Below are 21,570 nucleotides of genomic sequence, written 5' to 3'. Positions count from 1 at the left end.
ATCCGATGACCACCACCCCCACCGTCCCCACCACCCGGCTCCACCGGGCCTCCCGGCGCACCGCCCTCCTGCTGGCCGGCGTTCTCGCTGTCCCGCTCGGCGGCAGCGTGGCCGGCCCGGCCGCCGCCCGCGTCGACGCCGGCAGCGCCCCCGGCGTGGCCTGCACCGGCGCACCCGACGGGTTCGCCTCGGTCAACGCCCTCGGCCAGAACGGCACCACCGGCGGCGCGGGCGGCCCGACCGTCACCGTCACCACCGCGGCGCAACTGGCCTCCGCCGCCGGACAGGCCGGACCGCTGGTCATCCGCGTCTCCGGCCGGATCCAGGTCAGCGACATGATCACCGTCGTGGCCAACAAGAGCATCATCGGCGTGGGCACCACCGCGGAGATCACCGGCGGGGGCCTCCAACTCGGCTCGACCACCCGGCCCGGCAACAACGTGATCATCAGGAACATCACGTTCACCGACGCCGAGGACGACTCGATCAGCGTCACCAACAAGGCCCACCACGTCTGGATCGACCACAACGACCTGTCCGACGGGTACGACGGGCTGCTCGACATCAAGCGGGAGTCGGACTTCGTCACCGTCTCCTGGAACCGGTTCCACCAGCACAGCAAGGCATCGCTGGTCGGCCACTCGGACACCTACCCCGCCGACCGGGGCAAGCTGCGGGTCACCTACCACCACAACTTCTTCGACGGTACGGACCAGCGGCACCCGCGCGTCCGGTTCGCCGAGCCGGTGCACGTCTACAACAACTACTACCGCAACAATGCCCTGTACGGCATCGCCTCGACCGAGGACGCCGGACTGATGGTCGAGGGCAACTACTTCGAGAACGTCGCCCACCCGATCCACGTCGGCTACGCCGACAGCGCGCCGGGCCGGGTGGTCGAGCGGAACAACCTGTACGTCAACTCGGGCACGCCGGAGACCGCCGGCACGGTGGTCGAGCCGCGCACCTACTACCCGTACACGGTGGACTCCCCCGCCAGCGTGCCCGCCACGGTCTCCGCCGGGGTCGGCGTCGGCAGGGTCTGCCCGTGAGTCCGGCGACCAGGCCCGCGCCTGGCCGCACCACCCGAATCTCCTGGTCAGCGACGGCTTGACATCTTGACGCATTGATAAGCGTCATTTAATGTACGTTGTTAACAGCTGCGACATGTCCCGGCTACTGTCCACTCGAAGGAGAGCGAGTCATGCGACACCGCAAGCTGACAGCACTTGCCGCGCTGGCCGTGATCTTCGCCGGGGCGCAGCCGGCCCACGCCGCCAGCAACCTGGTCGACGGGAGCATCACCGCCGGAGGCTCGGTCTGCACCTGGACCAACGGCCGGACCAGCGCCAACCCGCCCAGCACACTGACCATCGACCGCACGAGCATCAACCCGCCCGGCGGTAACCTCCAGTGCGGTAGCGGCACCACCGTGACGCTCAACAACAGTCCGACGGTGACGTTCAACGACTCGAACGCCACCGCCACCGGGGACGCCGTGGACGTGAGTGTCTCCCTCATCGGGATCACGTGTCGCTACCGGGTGAGCAACGCCGTGTTCACCCGCCAGGGCACCACCCGCGACTACGTCGGCGGCCCCTACACCGCCAGCCGTGTCTCGGGCTTCCTCTGCCCCAGCACCACCACGATCGACCAGGCGAGGCTGTCCTTCCGCTGATGCGCAACTCGGGTGAGGTTGCCGTGCGGGAGCCTCACCCGACCCGTCACCGCTGAGCGGCGGGTCAGCACCAGCGCCAGCCTGGCGTGTCACCCGCTCCACCTGGCCGGACGATCTCCCGCCGGGCATCCCGACCTGCTGCGCCAGCACCCGGACAGCCGGACTGCCGGACCGGTGGACGACCGGTCCGGCAGCTCGTCGATACCAGACCGCACGGTCAGGACAGGGTGATGCGTACCTCGATCCGGCCCTCGTGCGGCACCCGCAGCATGTGCGTCCGTCGCCGGGCGTCGCGCAGATAGGTCCGGGACGTGCTGGTCACGGTGGCCGGCCGTACGCTGTCCCAACTGACCGTGATGACGGTGCCGCCGCGACGGATGGTCAAGCCGTCGGTGCTGGCGGTCGCGTTGGCGCCGTAGGCGACCGGGGTGCCGTCGGCGAACGTCACGACGTCCTCCGGTTGCAGCACCAGTGGGATCTGCTCGGTCGCCGTCGAGGTGACCCGCACCGAGCGAACCACGCTGTCCCGGGTGACGGTCAGCTCGGTGGTGATCCGCGAGTCCGGCAGGCGGTAGCGCACCCGCACCGGCGCGCTGCCGGGGGAAAGCGACTTCCCGTCCCACTCCCGGTCACCGACCTGGTATTCGGCTACCAGGTTGCTCCGGCCGTCCGGGTTGCCGTTGGGCAGCAGGGTCGACCAGCAGCCGGTGTCGGTCTGCTGGGCGTGCACGATGGTGCCGGCCGCCGGGTGCCACAGGAAACCCGGTCCGCTGCGGACCGTGCTCGTCGGCCGGGTGCCGAAGAACGCTCCGAAATAGAGCTGCGGCCGCTTGACGTAGAGGTAGTCCTGGTTGAAGTTGGTGTCCCGGCGCACCTCGGCGAACTCCGGCCGCCGCAGGTAGGGCAGCGCCGCGATGGCCCGCTCCTTCTCGGCGTTGCTCGGCAGCGTCTCCCCGTACGGCGCGTGCGCGATGATCCGGGGCGAGGTGTCCTGCTTGGCCAGTCCCGGGGCGGGCCCCGGCTCGGCGGCCCAGGCGGCGCGGGCGGCGGCCCGGTCCTCCGTGGAGGTGAAGAACGCACCGAGTTCCGGCAGGTCGGGGACGAAGAACGAGCCGAGGTTGCTGCGGTCCGGGTCGGGAATCACGTTGTCGTAGTAGGCGACGCTGGTCCGGGCGGACACCGCGTAGTAGGTGAGCCAGCCCGATCCGTCCGGCTCACGGAGCAGGTTGTAGCCGAACCACTCGGTGAAGCGCCGGGCCATCTCCAGAATGGCCCGGTTGCCGGTGAGCAGGTAGATCTCCGCGATCTCCGGCAGCATCACCTCGAAGTTGTAGTTGATGTCCATGCCGGTCGGGTCGTAGAAGAAGCCGGCCGGGCTCTGCCCGTGCTCGGCCAGGAAGTCGATCCGCTCGGTGAGCCGGGCGGCCAGCGCGGCGTCCGGATGGAGCCGCAGCGCCAGGGCCGAGCCGGCCAGGCCGCCGGCGACCTGGTTGGTCCACTCGACCGGCGTACGCCAGATGTTGTTGGCCGGATTCAGCAGCCAGCCGATCCCGGCGTGCAGGGCCCGCTCGATCTCTGCCCGCCGCTGCGGCAGCGCGGCCGACTGCCGCAGGTTGGCCAGGGTCTTGGCCAGGTAACCGAGGCCGAAGCCGGTGGCCGCCAACGCGTGTTCGTTGGGGTTGTACTCCGGCCAGGAACCGTCGTCGTGCTGGAGCCCGAGGTAGTGCCCGAGCGCCGCGTCGAGCCGTCCGGCCAGCGCCGCGTCCCCGGCGTACGGGTTCCAGGGCCGCTGGTTGGCGTGGAACCAGCTCAACGTGTAGACGTGCTCCTGCACCCGGGCGTTGTACGGCGCGTTCGGGGAGCGCCACCAGCCACCGCCCATGAACCCGCGGCGGGTGCCGTCCTCGATGTCGTTGGTCATCGCCGGCAGGATCGCCAGGTAGCCGGCGTACCGCTGTTCCAGCGGAACGAACAGGGTCCGGTCCGGCGCTCCGGGCGGCAGTGGGGCCAGCAGCGGCAGGCTCGACGCGGTGGTCTCCAGCGTCCCGGCGACCGCCCGGGGCGGTACGGCGAGCAACGCCGCTCCGCCCGCCGCGGCAGCCAGCAACGCTCGGCGGCTGAACATGGTCGGGGTCGGATCGTTGGCCATGGTGGTCCTCCTGTCGGAACGGGCCGGCGGGTCGGAGCGGAATCGGCGACTCGGACGAGGCACGGGGACCGACCGGCGGTCGCGGCGAGGGCGGCGTCGGGGCACGACCACCCGTAATCATCAGTGGCGGAGGGAGCGGCAGGCGACTGGCCTGCCCGAGTGCTGAGTTTGATCCCGGGTGATCCGTGGAGTCAAGACGCTAATACGGATTAGCGGCGCACTTCTCGACCGTCGGGACAACGCTCGGGGCCCTTGACCCGGATGCTCACTGCGGCCAAGGATGACATCCGGCCGTAACCCGTCCGTCCCATGCGGGACATCAGTCGACACTCAGCGTGACCGTGGCTGGTGCGGTTCGGCCGACGCGACCAGACAGAATGGGGGTACGTCATGCCGCTGACCGACCTGTCGTTGGCCGAACTCGCCGGATACCGGCCGGTGCGCCGCGAGCCCGCCGATTTCGACGGGTTCTGGGCCGACACGCTGGCCGCGGCGGCCCGGCACGAGCTGGACGCCACCTTCGAGCCGGTCGACTCGCCGCTGCGGGTGATCACCGTCCACGACGTGACCTTCAGTGGCTTCGGCGGCGACCGGGTCAAGGCGTGGCTCGCCGTCCCGGCCGGCGCCGAGGAACCGCTGCCCTGTGTGGTGGAGTTCCCCGGTTACGGCGGCGGGCGGGGCCTGCCGCACGAGAACCTGCTCTACGCCGCCTCGGGCTATGCCCACCTGTTCATGGACGTACGCGGTCAGGGCAGCGGGTGGAGCGCCGGAGCAACCCCCGACCGCGAGCCGGACGGCGGGAACCCGCAGCATCCCGGCTTCGTCACCCGGGGCGTGCTCGATCCCCGGACCCTCTACTACCGTCGGGTGGTCACCGACGCGGTACGCGCCGTCCAGGCGGCCCGGGCGCATCCGCTGGTCGACCCGGACCAGGTGGTGGCCACCGGGATCAGCCAGGGCGGCGGGCTGTCGCTGGCGGTCGCGGCCCTCGACCCCCGGCTGCGCGCGGTCGCGCCCGACGTGCCGTTCCTCTGTGACTTCCGGCGCGGCGCCGAGCTGGCCACCGCCGGCCCCTACCAGGAGATCGTCAACTACCTGAAGGTCCACCGGGGCAACGTGGAGCGGGTCTTCGACACGCTGAGCTATGTCGACGGGGTCAACTTCGCCACCCGGGGGCGCTGCCCGGCACTGTTCAGCGTGGCGCTGATGGACGCCAGCTGCCCGGCGTCGACGGTGTTCGGCGCCTACCACCACTATGCCGGCCCGTCCCGGATCGAGGTGTACCCGTTCAACGGACACGAGGGCGGCGAGTCGGTGCAGGACGAGGTCCGGTTGCGCTTCTTCGCCGAGGTGCTCGCCACCGGAGGAGACCTGTGACAGCCGGGCGCTGATCAGACCACGCCACGCACGGAACCAACGCGTCAGGAGTTGTGGAAAGGTGTGGACGCGGCAGACAGGGGAGGCGGCGTTGCCACTGTACGAGATCGACGGCGGACACCTGCGGCGGCACGACGCGGCCCGGTTCGCCGCCCTCGGGCTCTACGAGCGTTCGGACCTGCAACGTCTCCTCCGGGACGACATCGCCGTGCTCAGCCCCGATCTTCTGGTCGTGGCCGAGGAGTTCGGCAACTGGGAGGACTCCCGGCGCCGGATCGACCTGCTCGCCGTGGACAAGGCCGGGCATCTCGTGGTCATCGAGCTCAAGCGCACGGACGACGGCGGCCACATGGAACTCCAGGCGCTGCGGTACGCGGCGATGGTGTCGGCCATGAGCTTCGACGAGGTGGTCGCCGCCTACGAGGCGCACCTGGCCAGGACCCGGCCGGACGACGAGGTCGACGCGCGTGCCGATCTGCTCGGCTGGCTGGACGTCAGCGACGGCGACGACCCCCCGATCGTCTCGTCGGACGTACGCATCATCCTGGTCTCGGCCGACTTCGGGCGGGAGCTGACCACCGCCGTTCTGTGGCTCAACCGGTTCGAGGGCATGGACGTCCGCTGCGTACGCCTCATCCCGTACCAGATCGACGGGCGGATCCTCCTCGACATCCAGCAGGTCATCCCGCTGCCCGAGGCGGCGGACTACCAGATCCGGGTCGGACGCAAGGCCACGGAACAGGAGCGGCGAAGCAGCGACAACCGGGACTGGACCCGCTACCACATCGTCATCGACGGCCAGTCGCTGCCCGACCAGAACAAACGTCGGGCAGTACGACTGATGATCGAGAGTCTGGTGGCGCGAGGGGTGCCGGCGGCAGCCATCGGGAAGGTACTCACACCCGGCCGTTTCCGACCGCTCAAGGGAGAGCACCACACCGACGAGGAGGTCCAAGCCGCGCTCACCGAGCAGTACCCGGACGTGGACGTCCGCCGCTGGTTCACCGACCACGCCCTGGTGGAGAACGGCATGACCTGGGTGGTACGCCGGATATGGGGCCGTAACACCGAGCCCACGCTCACCGCGCTGCGCGATGCGTTCCCGGACGCACGGGTCGGCTTCCAGCGCGCGAGCACCTGAGACGCCTCAACCACGTGTCTGCGCCGCCAGGCGCATGAGCATGGCTGTGGTGGCGGCCCAGCCGCCTTGCGTGCTCCTGTCAGCGCAGTCCGGCGAACAGGTCGTCCTCAGGCGTTGGCGCATCGGTGGTGTCGCGGACCCGGACGAAGGTCTCCACGCCCATCAGCTCGGTGAACTGTTCCTGGCCGAGTTGCAGGAAGAAGATGTTCTCGGCCTGACTGGCGTGCGCAGCCAACGACTCGAACTTCTGCGCGCCGTAGCCGCTCGTGTCCACCCAGGTGGTGATCTCGTCGTCGGGCAGGCCGAGCTGCGGCATCGCGTCCGACGGCCCGTCCGGCTCGGGAAACTCGACGCCGATCTCCTTCATCACGCGGCCGAACTCCTGAAACGCACCACGCGGCACGGTGGTCCAGTACACCTTCGCGGGGATGTCCGTCCGCTCGACGGCGGCCATCGTGATGCGGTGCGCCTGGATGTGGTCCGGATGGCCGTAGAAGCCGTTCTCGTCGTAGGTGACGACGACGTCGGGTCGATAGCGCCGGAACAACTCACTCAGCCGGTCGGCCGCCTCCGCCACCGGCGTGTTCCAGAACGCGCCGGGCGCGTCGTTGGCCGCCCAACCCATCATCCCGGAGTCGGCATAGCCGAGCGTCTCCAGGTGCGTGACCTTCAACGCCTCGCAACTGGCCGCCAACTCGGCCCGGCGCATCGCTACCACGGCCTCCGGGTCGTGCCCCGGGTCGCCCGGCTTCACTCCGCCGGGACCGTCGCCGCACCGCCCATCCGTGCAGGTCACGAGCACCGTCGTGATCCCCTCCGCCGCGTACCGCGCGAGGACGCCGCCAGTACTGGACGCCTCGTCGTCCGGGTGCGCGTGTACCGCCATCAACGTCAGAGATCGCTCAGCCACCCCACCACAATACGAGGGACGTCCGACGCTCCCGCATCGCCGCGGTCCGCGACGGCGGTGAACCGTCGCCAGCCATGTTGGACCGGCGGTGGCTGCGCGAGCGCACGGCGAACACGAGCAGCCACCCCATGAGGATGATCTCACCGCCGAACGTGACCGCGGCGACCTCAATCATGTACGCGGACGAGATCAATGGTCCGATCGAGTCGGCGAGGTAGCCCGCACCGGCGATCGCCACGAGCACCGCCACCCAGGTCGGCGCAGACGGAGACCGCCAGGCCAGCCACCCGAGCAGAAGCAGGTGGACGCCGAACAGGATCAGACCCCGGCTCCAGATCTCCTCGAATTCGGTGATCTGCGCGTACACGCTGGGGCTGATCCGGTCGGTCGCCGGATCGTCACGCAGGAGACCAGCCGCGGCGATCAGGTGCGTGATCGCGACGGCGAAGACGACCGCGTAGACGGTGATCCTCGACGCGCTGGCGGTGCACGGCAACGTCACGCGCCCGTCGTCAGCTGCCGAGCCCGGCGGTGAAGCTACCCGGCTGACCAATGACAGCGGCGGCTCCCGGGTGGTCGCCGTGATCAGCATCATGTGTACGAACCGACCTGCAGCCCTGTAGATCAACTGCTTAGTGCCACCCTCCGGGCAGCGCTCAACCTCGCCGTGCACCGCCCGGTCGGCCTCGGCCAGTCCCGGAGGCCTGGTAACCGACGCGCGGAGCCCGTACCACCGGACCGTTGCTCGATCCGGGGCGGAAGTCTCGCGCCGCGCCGGCAACCATCTCGTCGGGATCGCGACCGAGTGCCTGCCGGATGTGCGGCGGGACCACCTCCGACTTCGCCATCGCCATCCGAACCTGCACCGAGCGGTCGTCAAGCAGGCGTCGCAGGTCCGCCTCGTCCAGTTCGACCGCGAGCACCAGCGCGGCGCGGACGTCCACCACGGGATCCTGGGCGAGCGCGCTGCGCTGGGCGGTGGTGGTCCGCGGGTTGCGGGCGAGCCCCTTGCGCACGCGTGCGGTGCGATCGGCCATCAGAGCGGTGATCACGTCGGGGTCGTGGGTGTGGGTGGCGAGTCGTTCCCGTACCTCTGCTGAGACGTCGTCAACCAGCCGCGCAGCCAACTCGGGCTCCAGTTCGCGCCTTTCCGCGAGGAGACCGCGTAGCTCCTTGTCGGGGGCCTCCGCCATCACCCGGCGAATCGACTCGTCGCAGGCCGGGTTGCCGGCGACCGCCCAGCGGACCCACCGGTCGGCGTCTTTGACGAGTCGCAGGAGATTGGCGACCGAGGTCGAGGGGTTTCTCGCCACGGCCTCCCGGACGTGACGATCATGGTCCCTGGTCAGCGGTCGCAGTGCCTGCGCGGGCGCGTCGGTGCGGGACGCGACCGCCTTACGAACCACGGCCGACGGGTCGGACGCCAGGTCGATGAGGGTCATCTGGGGCGTTAGGGGGTCCTGTGCGAAGGCGAGCCGCGCATCGACGCTGCCACCCGTCGCACCGTCCGAGGCGGCACCTGACCCACTGTGACGGTTGGGCCCGCCGACATCCTGCTGTTTCCCCATGGGCGCCATCATGTCACGCCCTCTGCATTTGGATCCGGAGAGGGAGGTCCGTGATGGTCGACTATCTTGCCTGGGCTCTGGTGACATGATGGTCACGTTCGTCGAGTCTGGCCGGAATTCGGATCGCATGGCCCTGAATGGGGGCGAAAGAAGGAGCAATGTTCGACGAGACTGCGGCGATTCCATCCGGACTGCACCACGACCAATTCGTTGCGGCGCCACTGACCACCGACACGGCTGCCTTGGATTACGAGTCGTACATGGCAAGCCCGCACGTCATCCGCGCACACAGCGACGGCCGGTGGCCCGTCGAGGGGTTCACCCTTGCGGATGACCTGAAACTGGTCACGAAGCACCAGGCTGATCACGAGAACCGCCGCGCGTTCACGTTCGTCCTCCTCGCCCCGTCTCTGCGCGAGGCACTGGGCTGCTTGTACGTGAATCCACTCCGCGAGTACCTCCAACGCGCTGGGGCCGATCGCCGACTCCTCGACGCCGTACCGTCGGCTTCCGCGCTGGTCACTTTCTGGCTTCGCCAAGACCAGCAGGACACCGGTCTGGCAGACGTTGTGGTTGAGGCCGTGAACGACTGGCTGCTCACCGAGTGGCCCTTGACGACGCACGTGTTTCGCGTCCTGCCCGATGAGCGGTCGTCATGCAGGGCCCTCGACCAACTCGATCTTCGGAAGACCCGCCTCTCCTTGCCGGGCGATACGCGGCCCTACATCTGGTATCAGCCTTCGGCGTAGGCGCGCTGGCTCGACCTGCGCCGCCACGCTGGTTGCCACCTCACGTCCAAAGGTTGACCGCCATCACCCATCCCAACGGGCACGCTGCTCCCCTGACTCCACCCCATCGGCTCGCGCACGCCCCTGATGGCCCAATCGAATCTGGCGGCTCCTCGCCCAGAGCGGCAACGTCCCGCAACTGAGCGAGAAAGCTCCGGCGCCCGGGGGTGCGGCCCGAGGGACGTCGCGTCCTCCCTGGCGGTAGAGCTGCTGGCCGCCCTGCCCGGACCCGAGGATCTCCAGACGACCGTGAGCCGCCGAGCCTTCGACGGCATGTGTCAGCCCCACGGGCCAAAACCGCTGGTGACGCCCCGGTACTGCCCGGTCGGGCGGTCCCAGTGCAGGACAGCCGCACATGGCTCGGTGTCGACGCGACGCGCCGACACCACAACGGTTTTTGCCTGCTGCGGGGCCGCGCGCGGCGTGTCGAGTCGACCTGTGGTGGCGTGGACCTCACCCGACCGCCACAACTGCCCGTCAATGCTTATCTGCCACCTCAGGACGGCGTTGGCGCAGTCGTTCGACGGCAGGAGCCTGAACTCGCCGCCCATACCCTGGAACTGGATCACCCGTTGCCGGTTCGGGAATGTGAAGGTGGTGTCGACCCGGCCACCAGGGCCGACTGGCCACTGGTAGCCGGCGACGTACTCGACGCAGCTCGGGCTGCCACCGGCACCGCCGCAGCTCACGTCCATGATGGTCTCGGGCCGGTCCCCGGAACGGTAGTTGGGAGCCCACTCTCCGGTGGAGAGCACGAACAGCCCCAGGAAAGCCAGGCCGACCGACGCCACGCAGAGGCGGACCCGCTGCTGGTGCTGCTTTGGTCGGTGCCCGTCCGCCTGCTGCGGCGCCAGCGTCACCGAGGGAGGCTCGGCGGTCAGCGGACTTGCCCCACCAGCCAGGTGTTCCTGCAGAATCAGGTGCCGGAACTGGTATCGGGCACCCGACTGGCGGAGCACTCCCCGGCGGTGAGCGTCTTCGAGGAATCGCGGCAGCCCGAACGGCAACCGGCCGGTGACGCCCAACCAGAACCGGGCGACGAGGAACGAGCCCCAGGGGTGGTCCAGCGCGGTGGCCAGGGTGTAGGCCCCGCCGAGTACCGCGACGAGGAGTACTGCGTACCCGATTCCCAGGCCCAGCAGAATCGCCAGCAACAGACCGATCGCGACACCGATGAGCGCGCCACCCCCTACTCCCCGGGATATCGCCCGTGCCCGCTCAGTGGACAGAGCCGACCGGGGGGTGGTCTCCTCGGCATGGATGCTCTGCGGCGGCCCACCTGTCTGGACCACGACCACGACGGTGACCAGACCTGCCACGGCGGTCACGGCCAGCCCGAAGACGGGCCCGAAGACAGGTACGAACAGCAGCGCCGTCATCAGCGTGACCAGAAGACCGGCAAGGGTGACGAAGACGGTACGGATGAGCGGGCTCAGCTCCCACCAGCCCACGTCCTGCACGCCGTGCTCACTCATGTGCCGGGCGAGGAACGTCAACCACCGTTGCGCCTTTTCCGGATGGTAGTGGACCCCGGCCTGTGACTGGTCGGACGCGAGACGGCGGGGCCGAGGCGCGTAGACCGCCGGGACGAAGTCCGCCATCAGCCGGGCCTCCACAGCGCGCTGACCGGCGGCGGTCTGCGCCACGTCAAGCAGGTCCACGGGGTCTGCGGTGGACCCGGCCTGGTAGGTACTGCGGGCCAGGGCCACCATCAACGGGGTGGACAGCGCCTTGGCCAGCGGCCCGTCCTGGTGCGCCCGTAGGTGGGCGAAGACCGGCTCCCAACGCGGATCCGGCACCGGCTGGGACAGATAGGTGATGGCATCCTCGACCTCCACCGAAGCCAACTCGACCACCGCCGCCCGGGACAGCACGCGGCTACGCGCCACGGCCTCCTCGTACTCGTCGCCGCGGCAGGTGACGACCAGCGGCCGCCCTGCCGCGGCGAACAGGTCGAGCCGGTCCATCGCCTCAGCGACAGCATCAGCGGGCAGCTCGTCGAGGCCGTCGAGTACCGGCAGTACCCGCTGGTCTTCCACCAGACGCCGCGCCACGGCCAACGGGTCGCCATGCGCGGCCAGCACGTCACCGTAGTCCTCGGCCAGCCGACAGGCCACGAAGTCGTCCAACAGCTCGGCGGCGTCCCAGAGGTGGATCGACAGAAGTACCGGCACCGGCTCGCCTGCGGCAGGACGGCGGATCAGGCCCAGGGTCAGCAGCATGGCGAACACGGTCTTGCCCGCGCCAGGCTTGCCGAGGACCATCAACTGTCGGTGCGGCAGGCTGCGGAACGCCGCCACGATGTCGTTGCTGTCGTTGTTCGGCTCATCAGTCTTCCCGGACAGCGGAAAATGGTGCCATTCACCCCCGAGCTGATCGTCGACGACAAATTGTCGGGCGGCGGCTGGCCGTCCCGTCGATGACCAGCGCACCAACACCGGCGCCGGCCGGGTGACCTCCCGCCGCACCGCCTCCTCCGCCCAGTCCCGCCGGATCCGTCCCGCGAGATCCGCAACCGCCCGCCCGATCCGGTCCTCGTCGACCACGGGCGGATCCACCCGCCGGGCGCGTTTCCCCCAGACCTGGATGATGATGCCGAGTGAGCCGGACAGCGCCGCGAGAATGGCAGCCCATTCCCCCCACCGCTTGAATTCCTCCGGACCGTCGGCGGCGACGGCCCTCACCAGGATCCACATCATCGCGGCAAGCAGAACGCCACAAAGCAGGATGTATCCGACCCACCGTATCGCGTTCCGCAGCCGTCCCCGCACACCATGCATCATCGGCTAAGGGTGGCCACACTGTCACGCAGCAGATCCATCAGATGGCGAGGTGGGCGAACCACGGCGTGGAGCGGGTGGAGGGAACCTCCGACGTCCGGCGCGCAGGTGACGCGGCTGGCTGAGCTGCCCGGGTGGGAGTCGCCGCACTACAGATATGGAAAGGCCAAGGGCAGGGCGACAGCGCGGGGATTCGGTTTCGTGGAGGCGCGCGGCCCGTTCACCGGGGTCTCTGACGTGCCTGACGTTCCGCGGCCCGCGGCCGGTCACCCGGCCGCAGGCCGCGCACGCGGCGTCAGGAAATGGTGGGCTCGAGCCCTGGACGGTCGTCGAACAACTGCACCCAACGCCCGTCGAACCCGCCGTTCGCGGAGGTGTACCAGGCGCCGCGCAGCCACTCGCCGTTCTCGGTCGACCCGGCGGTGTCGACCGTCCCGTCATGGACGAAGAAGTCGTGCTGCCACCAGTACGAGTTGGGCGAGTCGTAGCGCCCGCTGGCCATCTGCCGGGTCCAACCGTAACTGTCGGTGCCGGTCCCCTCGTATCCCGGGAAGTGGTCGGACGAGCCCTCGATGTCCTCGTCCGCCTCGGCGGAGTACACGCCGTAGAGCCAGTTCTTGTGGATGATCCCTTCACGGTCGTCGGTCAGGTCCGAAGCCCCGTTGTCGCGGGACTTGCTGTAGAAGCGCTGACGGCCGGCGTTCACCTCCACCGCACCGGTCTCGTTGACCACCGGTGACTCCAGCTCGATGTCGTCCACGGCCGACGACAGCCAGTGGGTGGACCAGGCCGGGTTGCCCGCCCAGTGGGTCGGAATGATGTCCGCGATGTCCTGCAGCTCGTAGGTGAGCCGCTTGGCCTGGTACCAGTCGACGGTGTGCTCGTTGTCGTGCCCGGCGATCAGCGTCGAGGCGTTGGAGAAGGTCAGCGGCTTCGCGCCCCAGGCGGTCACCGCGGCCGATGACGCCTGCGGGACGAAGATGTAGTGCACGTTCTTGTTCTCGTCCTTGCCGCTGATCTCCACCTCGGCGTCGTTGGTGACGGGCTGGCTGACGAGCGAGCTGTAGGTGTCGTTGACGTACCGCAGCTCGTGCGCGTGCGTGGCCAGGACGCTGCCGGCCTCGTCGGCCTGCCAGACCATCAGGTGTCTGCCCGTCGCGGTGTTCATGAAGTTGAAGCCGGAGTCGCCGCGCTTGCGGATGACATGCTCGTGGTGGTGGGTGATGGTCGAGTTGTTCACGTACTCACCGGTCGCCCCCGGAGTGCCGGTGACGTTGCGCACGACGATCTCGATCCGCTCCCAATCGTGGATCGCGTCGCCTTCCTTGTCCGCCGCGTTGTACACGTGGTAAAGCAGCACGAGCGACTTGGTGGTGCCGCTCGTGTACTCGATGAGCGAGGTGTAGAGGGTCGGACGGATCCGCCACGCGGCGTACGGACTGCTGGTCGCGTTCGCCGCCGATGCCGCGACATAGTGCTCGCTCTCCAGCCAGCGGTAGCGGTTCGTCGCGAAGTTGTGGTCCTGGTCGAAGTTGTAGTTCGTCAGCCAGTCGCGACCGTCCTGACCGTTGTCCTCATTGGCCCGCTTGAAGATCACCGGGGCGTAGTAGTTCAAGTACGCCTGCCGCTGCGCCGTCGTGAGCAGTGACACGGTGGCGTAGGCCGGCCGGTTCCCGGTGATCGGCAGGGTCGCGAGGACGATCGCCACGAGCAGCAGCGCTCGGGCCATCGTCCGCCACGACGCTCGCAGGGGTCGATCAGGACGGACACCGGACGGAATCGGTACGCGCAGCCGCACGCTTCCTCCTCTGGGGTTTCATGAGAACGCCCGACGGCGAGCCGGTCATCGGCTCGGGTCGGGCGGGTGGCGCCCCACTATCACACGCACCTGGGAGAGATCGCCAGAAGCTGATGGATCCTCCGCCCCGCCTCTCCACAGCGCTTGGGCACAGCGAGATCCTTCCAGCCCGCCCACAGGGCAAGCCATCTGAGATGTCACCTGCCGGCAAGCCGGCTGGCCCACGACTGGTGGGCGATCTACGGCACCACCGGTACCGGCAGCTACCAGCCGACCGGACACAACCGCAGTCGCCAACCCGACACACCACGTCCCAACCGGCCCAAACCACACCATCATCGACCGGTCGCCGATCCAACCAGGGAGACCCCGTTGACCCACCAGCAGTCCCAGTTCGACCACGACCCGAACCAGCAGTCCTGGAGCACCCCGCCGCAGCCCACGGAGTTCACCGCCACCGCACCGCAGGCGACCATCCGGAAACCCCTCCTCATCGCCGGCGTCGCCGCCCTGGCCGTCCTCTTCACCGGCACCATCGGCTACGCCGTCTGGGAAGGGTTCATCCACGAAGACACCGGCGTCGCCGCCTGTAAAGCCATGCGCGACGGCAAGAAGATGGACGGCAGCGAAAAGACCAACGGCGACGACAAGATGACCGAGGCTGAGTACCGGGAAGCGCGGGCAATCTTCGAGGAATCCCGGTACGAGAAGCTGGAAGAGCACGGCACCGCCATCGTCGACCTGGCGTGGCAGATCCAGAACTTGGGGGACGGCAACGAGATGGCCGCCCTCGCATTCGCAAGGCCGATGGGGATGCACCTGTCGGGGTTGCAGTCGGCGTGCGCGGACCGGGGGGTGATCGTGAATCTGAGCGCCGGTTGAACGGCGTTGTGGTGGGGAGCCGGTCGCTATGGGGCGGCCGGCTCTGCTGTACGCGTACGCGACCGACCAGTTCCCGACGCCGGTACGACCGATCCGAATGGCCGACAGTCAAGCAGAGCGCCAGACCGGCTTCACCTTGACTGATCTTGGTCCCGGAACGCCGAAAGGGCCGACCCGAAATCCGGATCAACCCTCTGACCTGCGTTTTTACCTGTCGGGACGGCCGGATTCGAACCGACGACCCCTTGACCCCCAGTCAAGTGCGCTACCAAGCTGCGCCACGTCCCGATGCTGCCGTCGGGTCTCCCCTGCGGCAGCCGGTACAGCTTAGCGCAGGATCTTCCGGACGTACGCACTGGCCCCTCCCGCCTCGGCGGGCCTCGCCACACGCCACAATCCCTCAAGCGTCCTAGGAGGTTGGGTGCGGCGGGAAGCGCGAACGCCGGGTCGGGAGGTCCCGGCCCGGCGTTCGGTGTTGCTACGACGGTCAGCCGTGCGCCTTGCCTCGGCCGCCCGGGCCCAGCTTCTTGCGCGGGCGTACCGAGATCTCCACCGGGCTGCCCTCGAAGCCGAACTCCTCGCGGAGCTTTCGCTCGACGAAGCGCTGGTAGCCGGCGTCCAGCGGCGCGGTGGTGAAGAGCACGAAGCGCGGCGGGCAGGTGCCGGCCTGGGTGGCGAAGAGGATCTTCGGAGCCCGTCCGCCCCGCACCGGGTGCGGGGTGGCCTGGACCAACGCGGTGAGCCACGAGTTGAGCTGCGCGGTGGGGACCCGGGTCTCCCAGCTCGCCAGGGCCTTACGCAGCGCCGGGGCGAGCTTGTCCACCGCCCGGCCGGTCATCGCGGAGAGGTTGAGCCGGATCGCCCACGGGATCCGGCGCAGCTCCCGCTCGATCTCCTTGTCCAGGTAGTACCGGCGGTCGCCGTCGACCAGGTCCCACTTGTTGAAGGCGATCACCAGCGCCCGGCCGGTCTCGGTGACCATCGACAGGATCCGCTGGTCCTGCTCGCTGATCGGCTCGCTGGCGTCCAGCAGCACCACCGCCACCTCGGCCGCCTCGATCGCCGCGGCGGTACGCAGGCTGGCGTAGTACTCGGTGCCGCTGGCCTTGCCGACCCGCTTGCGCAGCCCGGCGGTGTCCACCAGGTGCCAGGTCTCCCCGCCGATGCGCACGAGGCTGTCCACCGGGTCGACGGTGGTGCCGGCGACCGAGTCGACCACCGCCCGCTCCTCCCCGGAGAAGCGGTTGAGCAGGCTGGACTTGCCGACGTTGGGGCGGCCGACCAGGGCCACCCGGCGCGGGCCGCGCGGCCGGTCCTCCACGATCTTCGGAGCCTCGGGCAGCGCCTCCATGATGGCGTCGAGGAGTTCGCCGGAGCCGCGCCCGTGCAGCGCCGACACCGCGAACGGCTCACCGAGCCCGAGCGACCAGAGCGAGGTCGCCTCCACCTCGACGGCCGCGTTGTCCGCCTTGTTCGCCACCAGGATCACCGGCTTGGCGCTGCGGCGCAGCATCCGGACCGCCGCCTCGTCCACGTCGGTGGAGCCGACCACCGCGTCCACCACGAAGAGGACCACGTCGGCGGTGGCGACCGCCGTCTCGGCCTGGGCGGCGATGGCCGCCGCCCGGTCCTTCGCGTCCGGCTCCCAGCCGCCGGTGTCCACCACGGTGAACTGCCGGCCGGCCCACTGGGCGTCGTACGGGACGCGGTCCCGGGTGACTCCGGGGACGTCCTCCACGACCGCCTGCCGCCGGCCGATGATCCGGTTGACCAGCGTCGACTTGCCGACGTTGGGGCGGCCGACCACGGCCACCACGGGCACCGGGCCGGTCTGTTCCTCGTCGAGGTCGGGTTCGCGCAGCTCGACCCAGCCGCTGTCGTCGGTCATGCCACGCCCCGCTCGGTCAGTAGTTCCCGCAGCCGGGCCACGACCTCGTCGACGCCCAGTTCGGTGGTGTCCAGCACGACCGCGTCCGCCGACTGCTGCAACGGGTCGGTCTTGCGGGTCGAGTCCAGCCGGTCCCGCCGGGCCAGGTCGGCGGCGGTGGCGGCCACGTCGGCGGCGTCCTCCGCGCTGCGCCGCTGGGCCCGGGCCACCTCGGAGGCGGTCAGGTAGACCTTCAGCTCCGCGTCGGGGGCGACCACCGAGCCGATGTCCCGCCCCTCGACCACGATCCGGCCGGCGTGGGTGATCATCTCCCGCTGACAGGCCACCAGCAGCTTCCGGACCGCCGGCACGGCGGCCACCGCGGAGACCGCGCCGGTGACCTCGGGACCCCGGATGTCGGCGTCGACCGCCACCCCGTCGACGGTCACCCCGTACCCCTGGGGGTCGGTGCCGATGCGCAGGTCGATCTCACCGGCGACCTTCGCCACCGCCTCGGCGTCGGCCGGGTCGACACCGCTGCGGAGCACCGCCCAGGTCACCGCCCGGTACATCGCACCGGTGTCCAGGTAGCGGGCGTCGATCCCGGCGGCCAAGCGCCGGGAGACGGTGGACTTCCCCGAACCGGATGGCCCGTCGACAGCGACCACACATCGCCCGGTCCGTACGTTCTCCGCCACCGCGTGTCCTCCTCAGCCCGTACCCCGCCGACCGTCGTTCTCCCGACGTTCGGCGAGCGGTTACCCATCGTGGTCCATCATGCCTGGCGGTCCGATCCGCCCCCGTCGGCACCGCCGCCGGGCGCAGGTCCGCCTCCCGGGCGACCCGCGGGCCGCCTGGGAGCCTACCGGGGCCGCTTTCCCGAACCGCCGGCTCAGTCACCCACCGCGCGGAACAGGGCGGCGACCTCGGCGTTGGTGAGTCGGCGGGTCCGCCCGGCGCGCAGGTCACCCAGCCGGATCGGCCCGATCGAGGTACGCACCAGCCGGCTCACCGGGTGTCCGACCTCGGCCAGCAACCGCCGGACGATGTGTTTGCGGCCCTCGTGCAGGCTCACCTCCACCTGTGCGGTCTTGCCCAGGGTGTCCACCACCTTGAAGGAGTCGACCTGCGCCGGGCCGTCCTCCAGTTCGACCCCGGCCATCAGCTTCTTGCCCAGGTTGCGCGGGATCGGTCCGGCGACCTGGCAGAGGTAGGTCTTCTGCACCCCGTACGACGGGTGCATGAGCTTGTGCGCGAGGGTGCCGTCGTTGGTGAGCAGCAGCAGGCCCTCGCTGTCCGCGTCGAGCCGCCCGACGTGGTAGACCCGCTGCTCGACCCGGTTGCCGAGGAAGTCGGCGAGCGCGGTGCGCCCCTTCTCGTCGGCCATGGTGGAGACCACCCCGCGCGGCTTGTTCATCGCCAGGTAGACCAGGCGGGTGTCGACCTGGAGGCGCTCGCCGTCGACCATGATGACGTCCTGGGTCGGGTCGGCGCGGTCACCGAGCTGGGCCACCCGGCCGTTGACGGTGACCCGGCGCCGGAAGATCAGGTCCTCGCAGGCCCGGCGGGAGCCCACGCCGGCGGCGGCGAGCACCTTCTGGAGGCGTTCGGGCCCCTCGTAGACGGGCGCGTCGGGGCGGGGGGCGCGGTCATCGCGTGGCATCGGCAAACTCTTCTACGTCGTCGGGGAGGAACGGGGCCAGCGGCGGCAGGTCGGCGACGCTGTTCAGCCCGAGCTTCTCAAGGAACAGGGTGGTGGTCCGGTAGAGGAACGCTCCGCTCTCCGGCTCGGTGCCGCACTCCTCGACCAGGCCGCGGGAGACCAGGGTACGGATCACCCCGTCACAGTTGACACCCCGGATGGCGGAGATCCGGGAACGGGTGACCGGCTGCTTGTAGGCGACCACCGCCAGGGTCTCCAACGCGGCCTGGGTGAGCCGGACGGTTTGCCCGTCGAGGATGAACCGCTCCACGTACGGGGCGTACTCCGGTCGGGTGTAGAGCCGCCAGCCCCCGGCCGCGCGGCGTAGCTCGAAGCCGTACCCGGCCTCGGTGTAGCCGGCCGCGATCCGGTCGAGGACGGCCCCGATCCGCTCGGCGGGTTGCTCCAGCACCTGGGCGAGGGTCAGTTCGCTGACCGGCTCGTCGACGACCAGCAGGATCGCCTCCAGCGCCGCGCGGAGTTCCCCCTCCTCCATCGCGGTCGCCGTCGCCGGGCTCTCCCGCACCGTCCCGGCTGCCCGCCGTCCGCCCCTGGGCGGGGTCGTGGTGGTGACCGGCCCCTCCAGGGGACCTTTCCCACCACGACCCGCAGCCACCGGCTCGGCCGGAGCAGCCGGAGCAGGCGGAGCCGGAGCAGCGGCCGGGGCGGGTGACACCGCCGGGGCAGGTGGGGTGGCTGGCTCCGGTGGGGCGGCGGTGTCGTCGACGTCGGTACGGTCCGAGACGGGAGCCGGGTCCGGGCTGGGGCGGCGTTCCCACGGCGGGATCCACGCGGCGGCCTGGTCGGCGAGGGATTCGCTGCGCTCCTCGTTGCTCATCCCGGTCACTCCTCCGTCGTCGTCCCGGTGCCGGCCACCGGCCCACCCGGCAGGTCACCGGCACCCCCGGGCGAAGCACCCTCGGCCACGTCCGTCCCGGTCGGACCGGCCACGGCCACGTCCAACCCAGCCGAGTCGCTTCCGGCAGCGTCATGCCCGGCGGTCGCGTCGGCTGAGCCGGTGGGCACCTCCGGTGCGGCGGCCTCGGAATCCGACGGCGCGCCGGCGTACTCGTCGATCTGGAGGTCGGTGTCGCCCTCGGCCGGGCCGGTCCAGCGTACGGTCAGCTCGCCGAGCGCCTGCTCCTGGGTGAAGGCGACCAGTCCTTCCCGGTACAGCTCCAGCAGGGCCAGGAACCGGGCCACCACCTCCAGGGTGGCCGCACAGTCGGCACAGAGCAGGGAGAAGGCGGCGGTGCCCGCGCGCCGCAGCCGCGCGGCCAGGATCTGGGCGTGTTCCCGGACGCTGACCCGGACCATGTGCACGTGGTCGATGGAGACCACCGGGACGGGCTTCGGGGTCATCGCCCGCACCGCGATCCTGAGCAGCCGCTCCCGGCCGATCCCGAGCACCAGGTCCGGCAGGGCCTGGGCGTACCGGGGTTCCAGGCTGACGGCGCGGGGATAGCGTCGCCCGCCCTCGGCCTCCAGCGCGGCGATGTGCGCCGCCGCCTCCTTGAACGCCTTGTACTGCAACAGCCGGGCGAAGAGCAGGTCCCGCGCCTCCAGCAGGGCCAGGTCCTCCTCGTTCTCGACCTCGGCGGCGGGCAGCAGCCGGGCGGCCTTCAGGTCGAGCAGGGTGGCCGCGATCAGCAGGAACTCGCTGGCCTCGTCGAGGTCCCACTCGTCGCCCATCGCCCGGATGTAGGCGATGAACTCGTCGGTGACCTGGTGCAGGGCCACCTCGGTCACGTCGAGCTTGTGCTTGCCGATCAGTTGCAGCAGCAGGTCGAACGGGCCGGTGAAGTTGGCCAGCCGCACGGTGAAGCCGCTGCTCTCCTCCGGGCCCCCCGAGCCGGTGCCGGGCGTGGGTTCGGTGGGTGCCACCGGGTCGGCCGGCACGGGGTCGAGCGGCGGTGCGGTCACCGGACGACCGTAGTCCACGCCCCGGACGCCGGCGCTATCGCTCCGCCTGCGCGGCGATCACCTCACGGGCGAGCTGCCGGTAGTTGCGCGCGCCGGACGAGGCCGGGTCGAGGGTGGTGATGGGTGCGCCGGCCACCGTCGACTCGGGGAACTTGACCGTCTTGGTGATGACGGTCTGGTAGACCTTGTCGCCGAACGCCTCGACCACCCGCTGGAGCACCTGCCGGCAGTGGGTGGTGCGGCTGTCGTACATGGTGGCGAGGATGCCCTCGAGTTCGAGGTCGAAGTTGAGCCGCTCACGCACCTTGTCGATGGTGTCCAGCAGCAGCGCCACACCTCGGAGGCTGAAGAACTCGCACTCCAGCGGGATCAACACGCCGTGCGCGACGGTCAGCGCGTTGATGGCGAGCAGACCGAGTGAGGGCTGGCAGTCGATGAGGATGTAGTCGTACTCCTTGCGGATGCTGCGCAGCACCCGCGCGAGCGCCATCTCCCGGGCGACCTCGTTGACGAGCTGGATCTCGGCGGCGGAGAGGTCGATGTTGGCGGGCAGCAGGTGCAGCCCCGCGACGTCCGTCTTGATCAGGACGTCCTCGGCGGTGACGTCGTCCTGCATGAGCAGGTTGTAGACCGACAGGTCGAGGTTGTGCGGGTTGACGCCGAGGCCGACCGAGAGCGCGCCCTGCGGGTCGAAGTCGACCAGCAGCACCTTGCGGCCGTACTCGGCCAGGGCCGCGCCGAGGTTGATGGTGGTGGTGGTCTTCCCGACGCCACCCTTCTGGTTGGCCATCGCGATGATCCGCGCCGGCCCGTGCCGGTCGGTGGGCATCGGCTCGGGGATGGGTTTGCGCATGGTGTACGCGGCCGGGTCCGCCGGGCCGAGGTCCGCGCCGAGTGTGGCCTGCTGCTCACGGAGCTCTGTCGTCCACGTCTCGGCACGGTCGCCGTTGCCAGCCATGTCCTGTTGCCCCCTCCCGACGACCACCCGGCGTCGGAGCCGTCCGACG

Annotated in this window: 18 protein-coding genes and 1 tRNA gene; 6 read left to right on the top strand and 13 right to left on the bottom strand. The window is 69.9% G+C overall.

Annotated elements, in window-relative coordinates; genetic code table 11:
• The first annotated feature begins 5 nt into the window (after positions 1-5).
• Entirely contained in the window at positions 6-1,052 is a 1,047-nt protein-coding gene (locus IGA62_RS24005; RefSeq protein WP_145818755.1) for a pectate lyase family protein, read from the top strand.
• 152 nt (positions 1,053-1,204) lie between these two features.
• Positions 1,205-1,678: a hypothetical protein gene (locus IGA62_RS24000; RefSeq protein ID WP_145818756.1), complete on the top strand. Its 474-nt coding sequence runs from the start codon at positions 1,205-1,207 to the stop codon at positions 1,676-1,678.
• Between the two features lie 217 nt (positions 1,679-1,895).
• Here the strand turns inward: IGA62_RS24000 and IGA62_RS23995 are convergent, their stop codons facing one another.
• Positions 1,896-3,827, bottom strand: a complete 1,932-nt coding sequence (locus IGA62_RS23995) for a hypothetical protein (protein WP_198501104.1) — start codon at positions 3,825-3,827, stop codon at positions 1,896-1,898.
• A gap of 390 nt (positions 3,828-4,217) precedes the next feature.
• Between IGA62_RS23995 and IGA62_RS23990 the strand changes: the two genes are divergently transcribed.
• Positions 4,218-5,204, top strand: a complete 987-nt coding sequence (locus IGA62_RS23990) for an acetylxylan esterase (protein WP_145818757.1) — start codon at positions 4,218-4,220, stop codon at positions 5,202-5,204.
• A 91-nt stretch (positions 5,205-5,295) separates the two neighbouring features.
• Positions 5,296-6,345: a PDDEXK family nuclease gene (locus IGA62_RS23985; RefSeq protein WP_145818758.1), complete on the top strand. Its 1,050-nt coding sequence runs from the start codon at positions 5,296-5,298 to the stop codon at positions 6,343-6,345.
• A 79-nt stretch (positions 6,346-6,424) separates the two neighbouring features.
• Here the strand turns inward: IGA62_RS23985 and IGA62_RS23980 are convergent, their stop codons facing one another.
• From IGA62_RS23980 to IGA62_RS23970, 3 genes are all read right to left on the bottom strand, one after another.
• On the bottom strand, positions 6,425-7,255 hold the full coding sequence (locus IGA62_RS23980) for a PIG-L family deacetylase (RefSeq protein ID WP_145818759.1): 831 nt from the start codon (positions 7,253-7,255) through the stop codon (positions 6,425-6,427).
• Complete coding sequence (locus IGA62_RS23975; protein ID WP_186499917.1) at positions 7,248-7,757, bottom strand: DUF4386 domain-containing protein; 510 nt, start codon at positions 7,755-7,757, stop codon at positions 7,248-7,250. The genes IGA62_RS23980 and IGA62_RS23975 overlap by 8 nt, the downstream gene beginning before the upstream one ends.
• Positions 7,758-7,911: 154 nt before the next feature.
• Complete coding sequence (locus tag IGA62_RS23970) at positions 7,912-8,823, bottom strand: DUF2336 domain-containing protein (protein WP_145818761.1); 912 nt, start codon at positions 8,821-8,823, stop codon at positions 7,912-7,914.
• Between the two features lie 158 nt (positions 8,824-8,981).
• On the opposite strand from IGA62_RS23970, the gene IGA62_RS23965 reads away from it, so the two are divergent.
• Entirely contained in the window at positions 8,982-9,572 is a 591-nt protein-coding gene (locus tag IGA62_RS23965) for a hypothetical protein (protein WP_145818762.1), read from the top strand.
• Between the two features lie 317 nt (positions 9,573-9,889).
• Here IGA62_RS23965 and IGA62_RS23960 read toward each other — a convergent pair whose 3' ends face one another.
• Together IGA62_RS23960 and IGA62_RS23955 are read right to left on the bottom strand one after the other, a co-directional pair.
• Positions 9,890-12,394 carry an NACHT domain-containing protein gene (locus IGA62_RS23960; RefSeq protein ID WP_145818763.1) on the bottom strand — a complete coding sequence of 835 codons (2,505 nt, stop codon included), beginning with the start codon at positions 12,392-12,394 and terminating at the stop codon, positions 9,890-9,892.
• A gap of 292 nt (positions 12,395-12,686) precedes the next feature.
• Positions 12,687-14,120, bottom strand: coding sequence for a hypothetical protein (locus IGA62_RS23955; RefSeq protein WP_145818764.1), 1,434 nt, complete (start codon positions 14,118-14,120; stop codon positions 12,687-12,689).
• A gap of 441 nt (positions 14,121-14,561) precedes the next feature.
• On the opposite strand from IGA62_RS23955, the gene IGA62_RS23950 reads away from it, so the two are divergent.
• Positions 14,562-15,071 carry a hypothetical protein gene (locus IGA62_RS23950; RefSeq protein ID WP_145818765.1) on the top strand — a complete coding sequence of 170 codons (510 nt, stop codon included), beginning with the start codon at positions 14,562-14,564 and terminating at the stop codon, positions 15,069-15,071.
• Between the two features lie 214 nt (positions 15,072-15,285).
• Here IGA62_RS23950 and IGA62_RS23945 read toward each other — a convergent pair.
• The 7 genes from IGA62_RS23945 to IGA62_RS23915 all read right to left on the bottom strand — a co-directional run bounded on the left by IGA62_RS23945 (position 15,286) and on the right by IGA62_RS23915 (position 21,521).
• Positions 15,286-15,359 (bottom strand) — tRNA-Pro (locus IGA62_RS23945).
• A 199-nt stretch (positions 15,360-15,558) separates the two neighbouring features.
• Entirely contained in the window at positions 15,559-16,959 is a 1,401-nt protein-coding gene (gene der, locus IGA62_RS23940) for a ribosome biogenesis GTPase Der (protein ID WP_145818766.1), read from the bottom strand.
• Positions 16,956-17,636, bottom strand: coding sequence for a (d)CMP kinase (gene cmk, locus IGA62_RS23935; RefSeq protein ID WP_145818767.1), 681 nt, complete (start codon positions 17,634-17,636; stop codon positions 16,956-16,958). The genes der and cmk overlap by 4 nt, the downstream gene beginning before the upstream one ends.
• Before the next feature lie 194 nt (positions 17,637-17,830).
• Positions 17,831-18,601, bottom strand: coding sequence for a pseudouridine synthase (locus tag IGA62_RS23930; RefSeq protein ID WP_091462676.1), 771 nt, complete (start codon positions 18,599-18,601; stop codon positions 17,831-17,833).
• Positions 18,588-19,478 carry an SMC-Scp complex subunit ScpB gene (gene scpB / locus IGA62_RS23925; RefSeq protein ID WP_145818768.1) on the bottom strand — a complete coding sequence of 297 codons (891 nt, stop codon included), beginning with the start codon at positions 19,476-19,478 and terminating at the stop codon, positions 18,588-18,590. The genes IGA62_RS23930 and scpB overlap by 14 nt, the downstream gene beginning before the upstream one ends.
• A 5-nt stretch (positions 19,479-19,483) precedes the next feature.
• Entirely contained in the window at positions 19,484-20,563 is a 1,080-nt protein-coding gene (locus IGA62_RS23920) for a segregation and condensation protein A (protein ID WP_377465508.1), read from the bottom strand.
• 34 nt (positions 20,564-20,597) lie between these two features.
• Positions 20,598-21,521 (bottom strand): ParA family protein, encoded by a 924-nt coding sequence (locus tag IGA62_RS23915; RefSeq protein WP_043968099.1) that lies wholly within the window; start codon positions 21,519-21,521, stop codon positions 20,598-20,600.
• Positions 21,522-21,570 lie beyond the last annotated feature (49 nt).

It is taken from the genome of Micromonospora sagamiensis, from assembly GCF_014680085.1.
Taxonomy (GTDB): Bacteria; Actinomycetota; Actinomycetes; order Mycobacteriales; family Micromonosporaceae; genus Micromonospora; species Micromonospora inyonensis.
The sequence above is the reverse complement of the archived record's forward strand: the minus strand, read 5'-3'. Positions and strand labels throughout refer to the sequence as shown.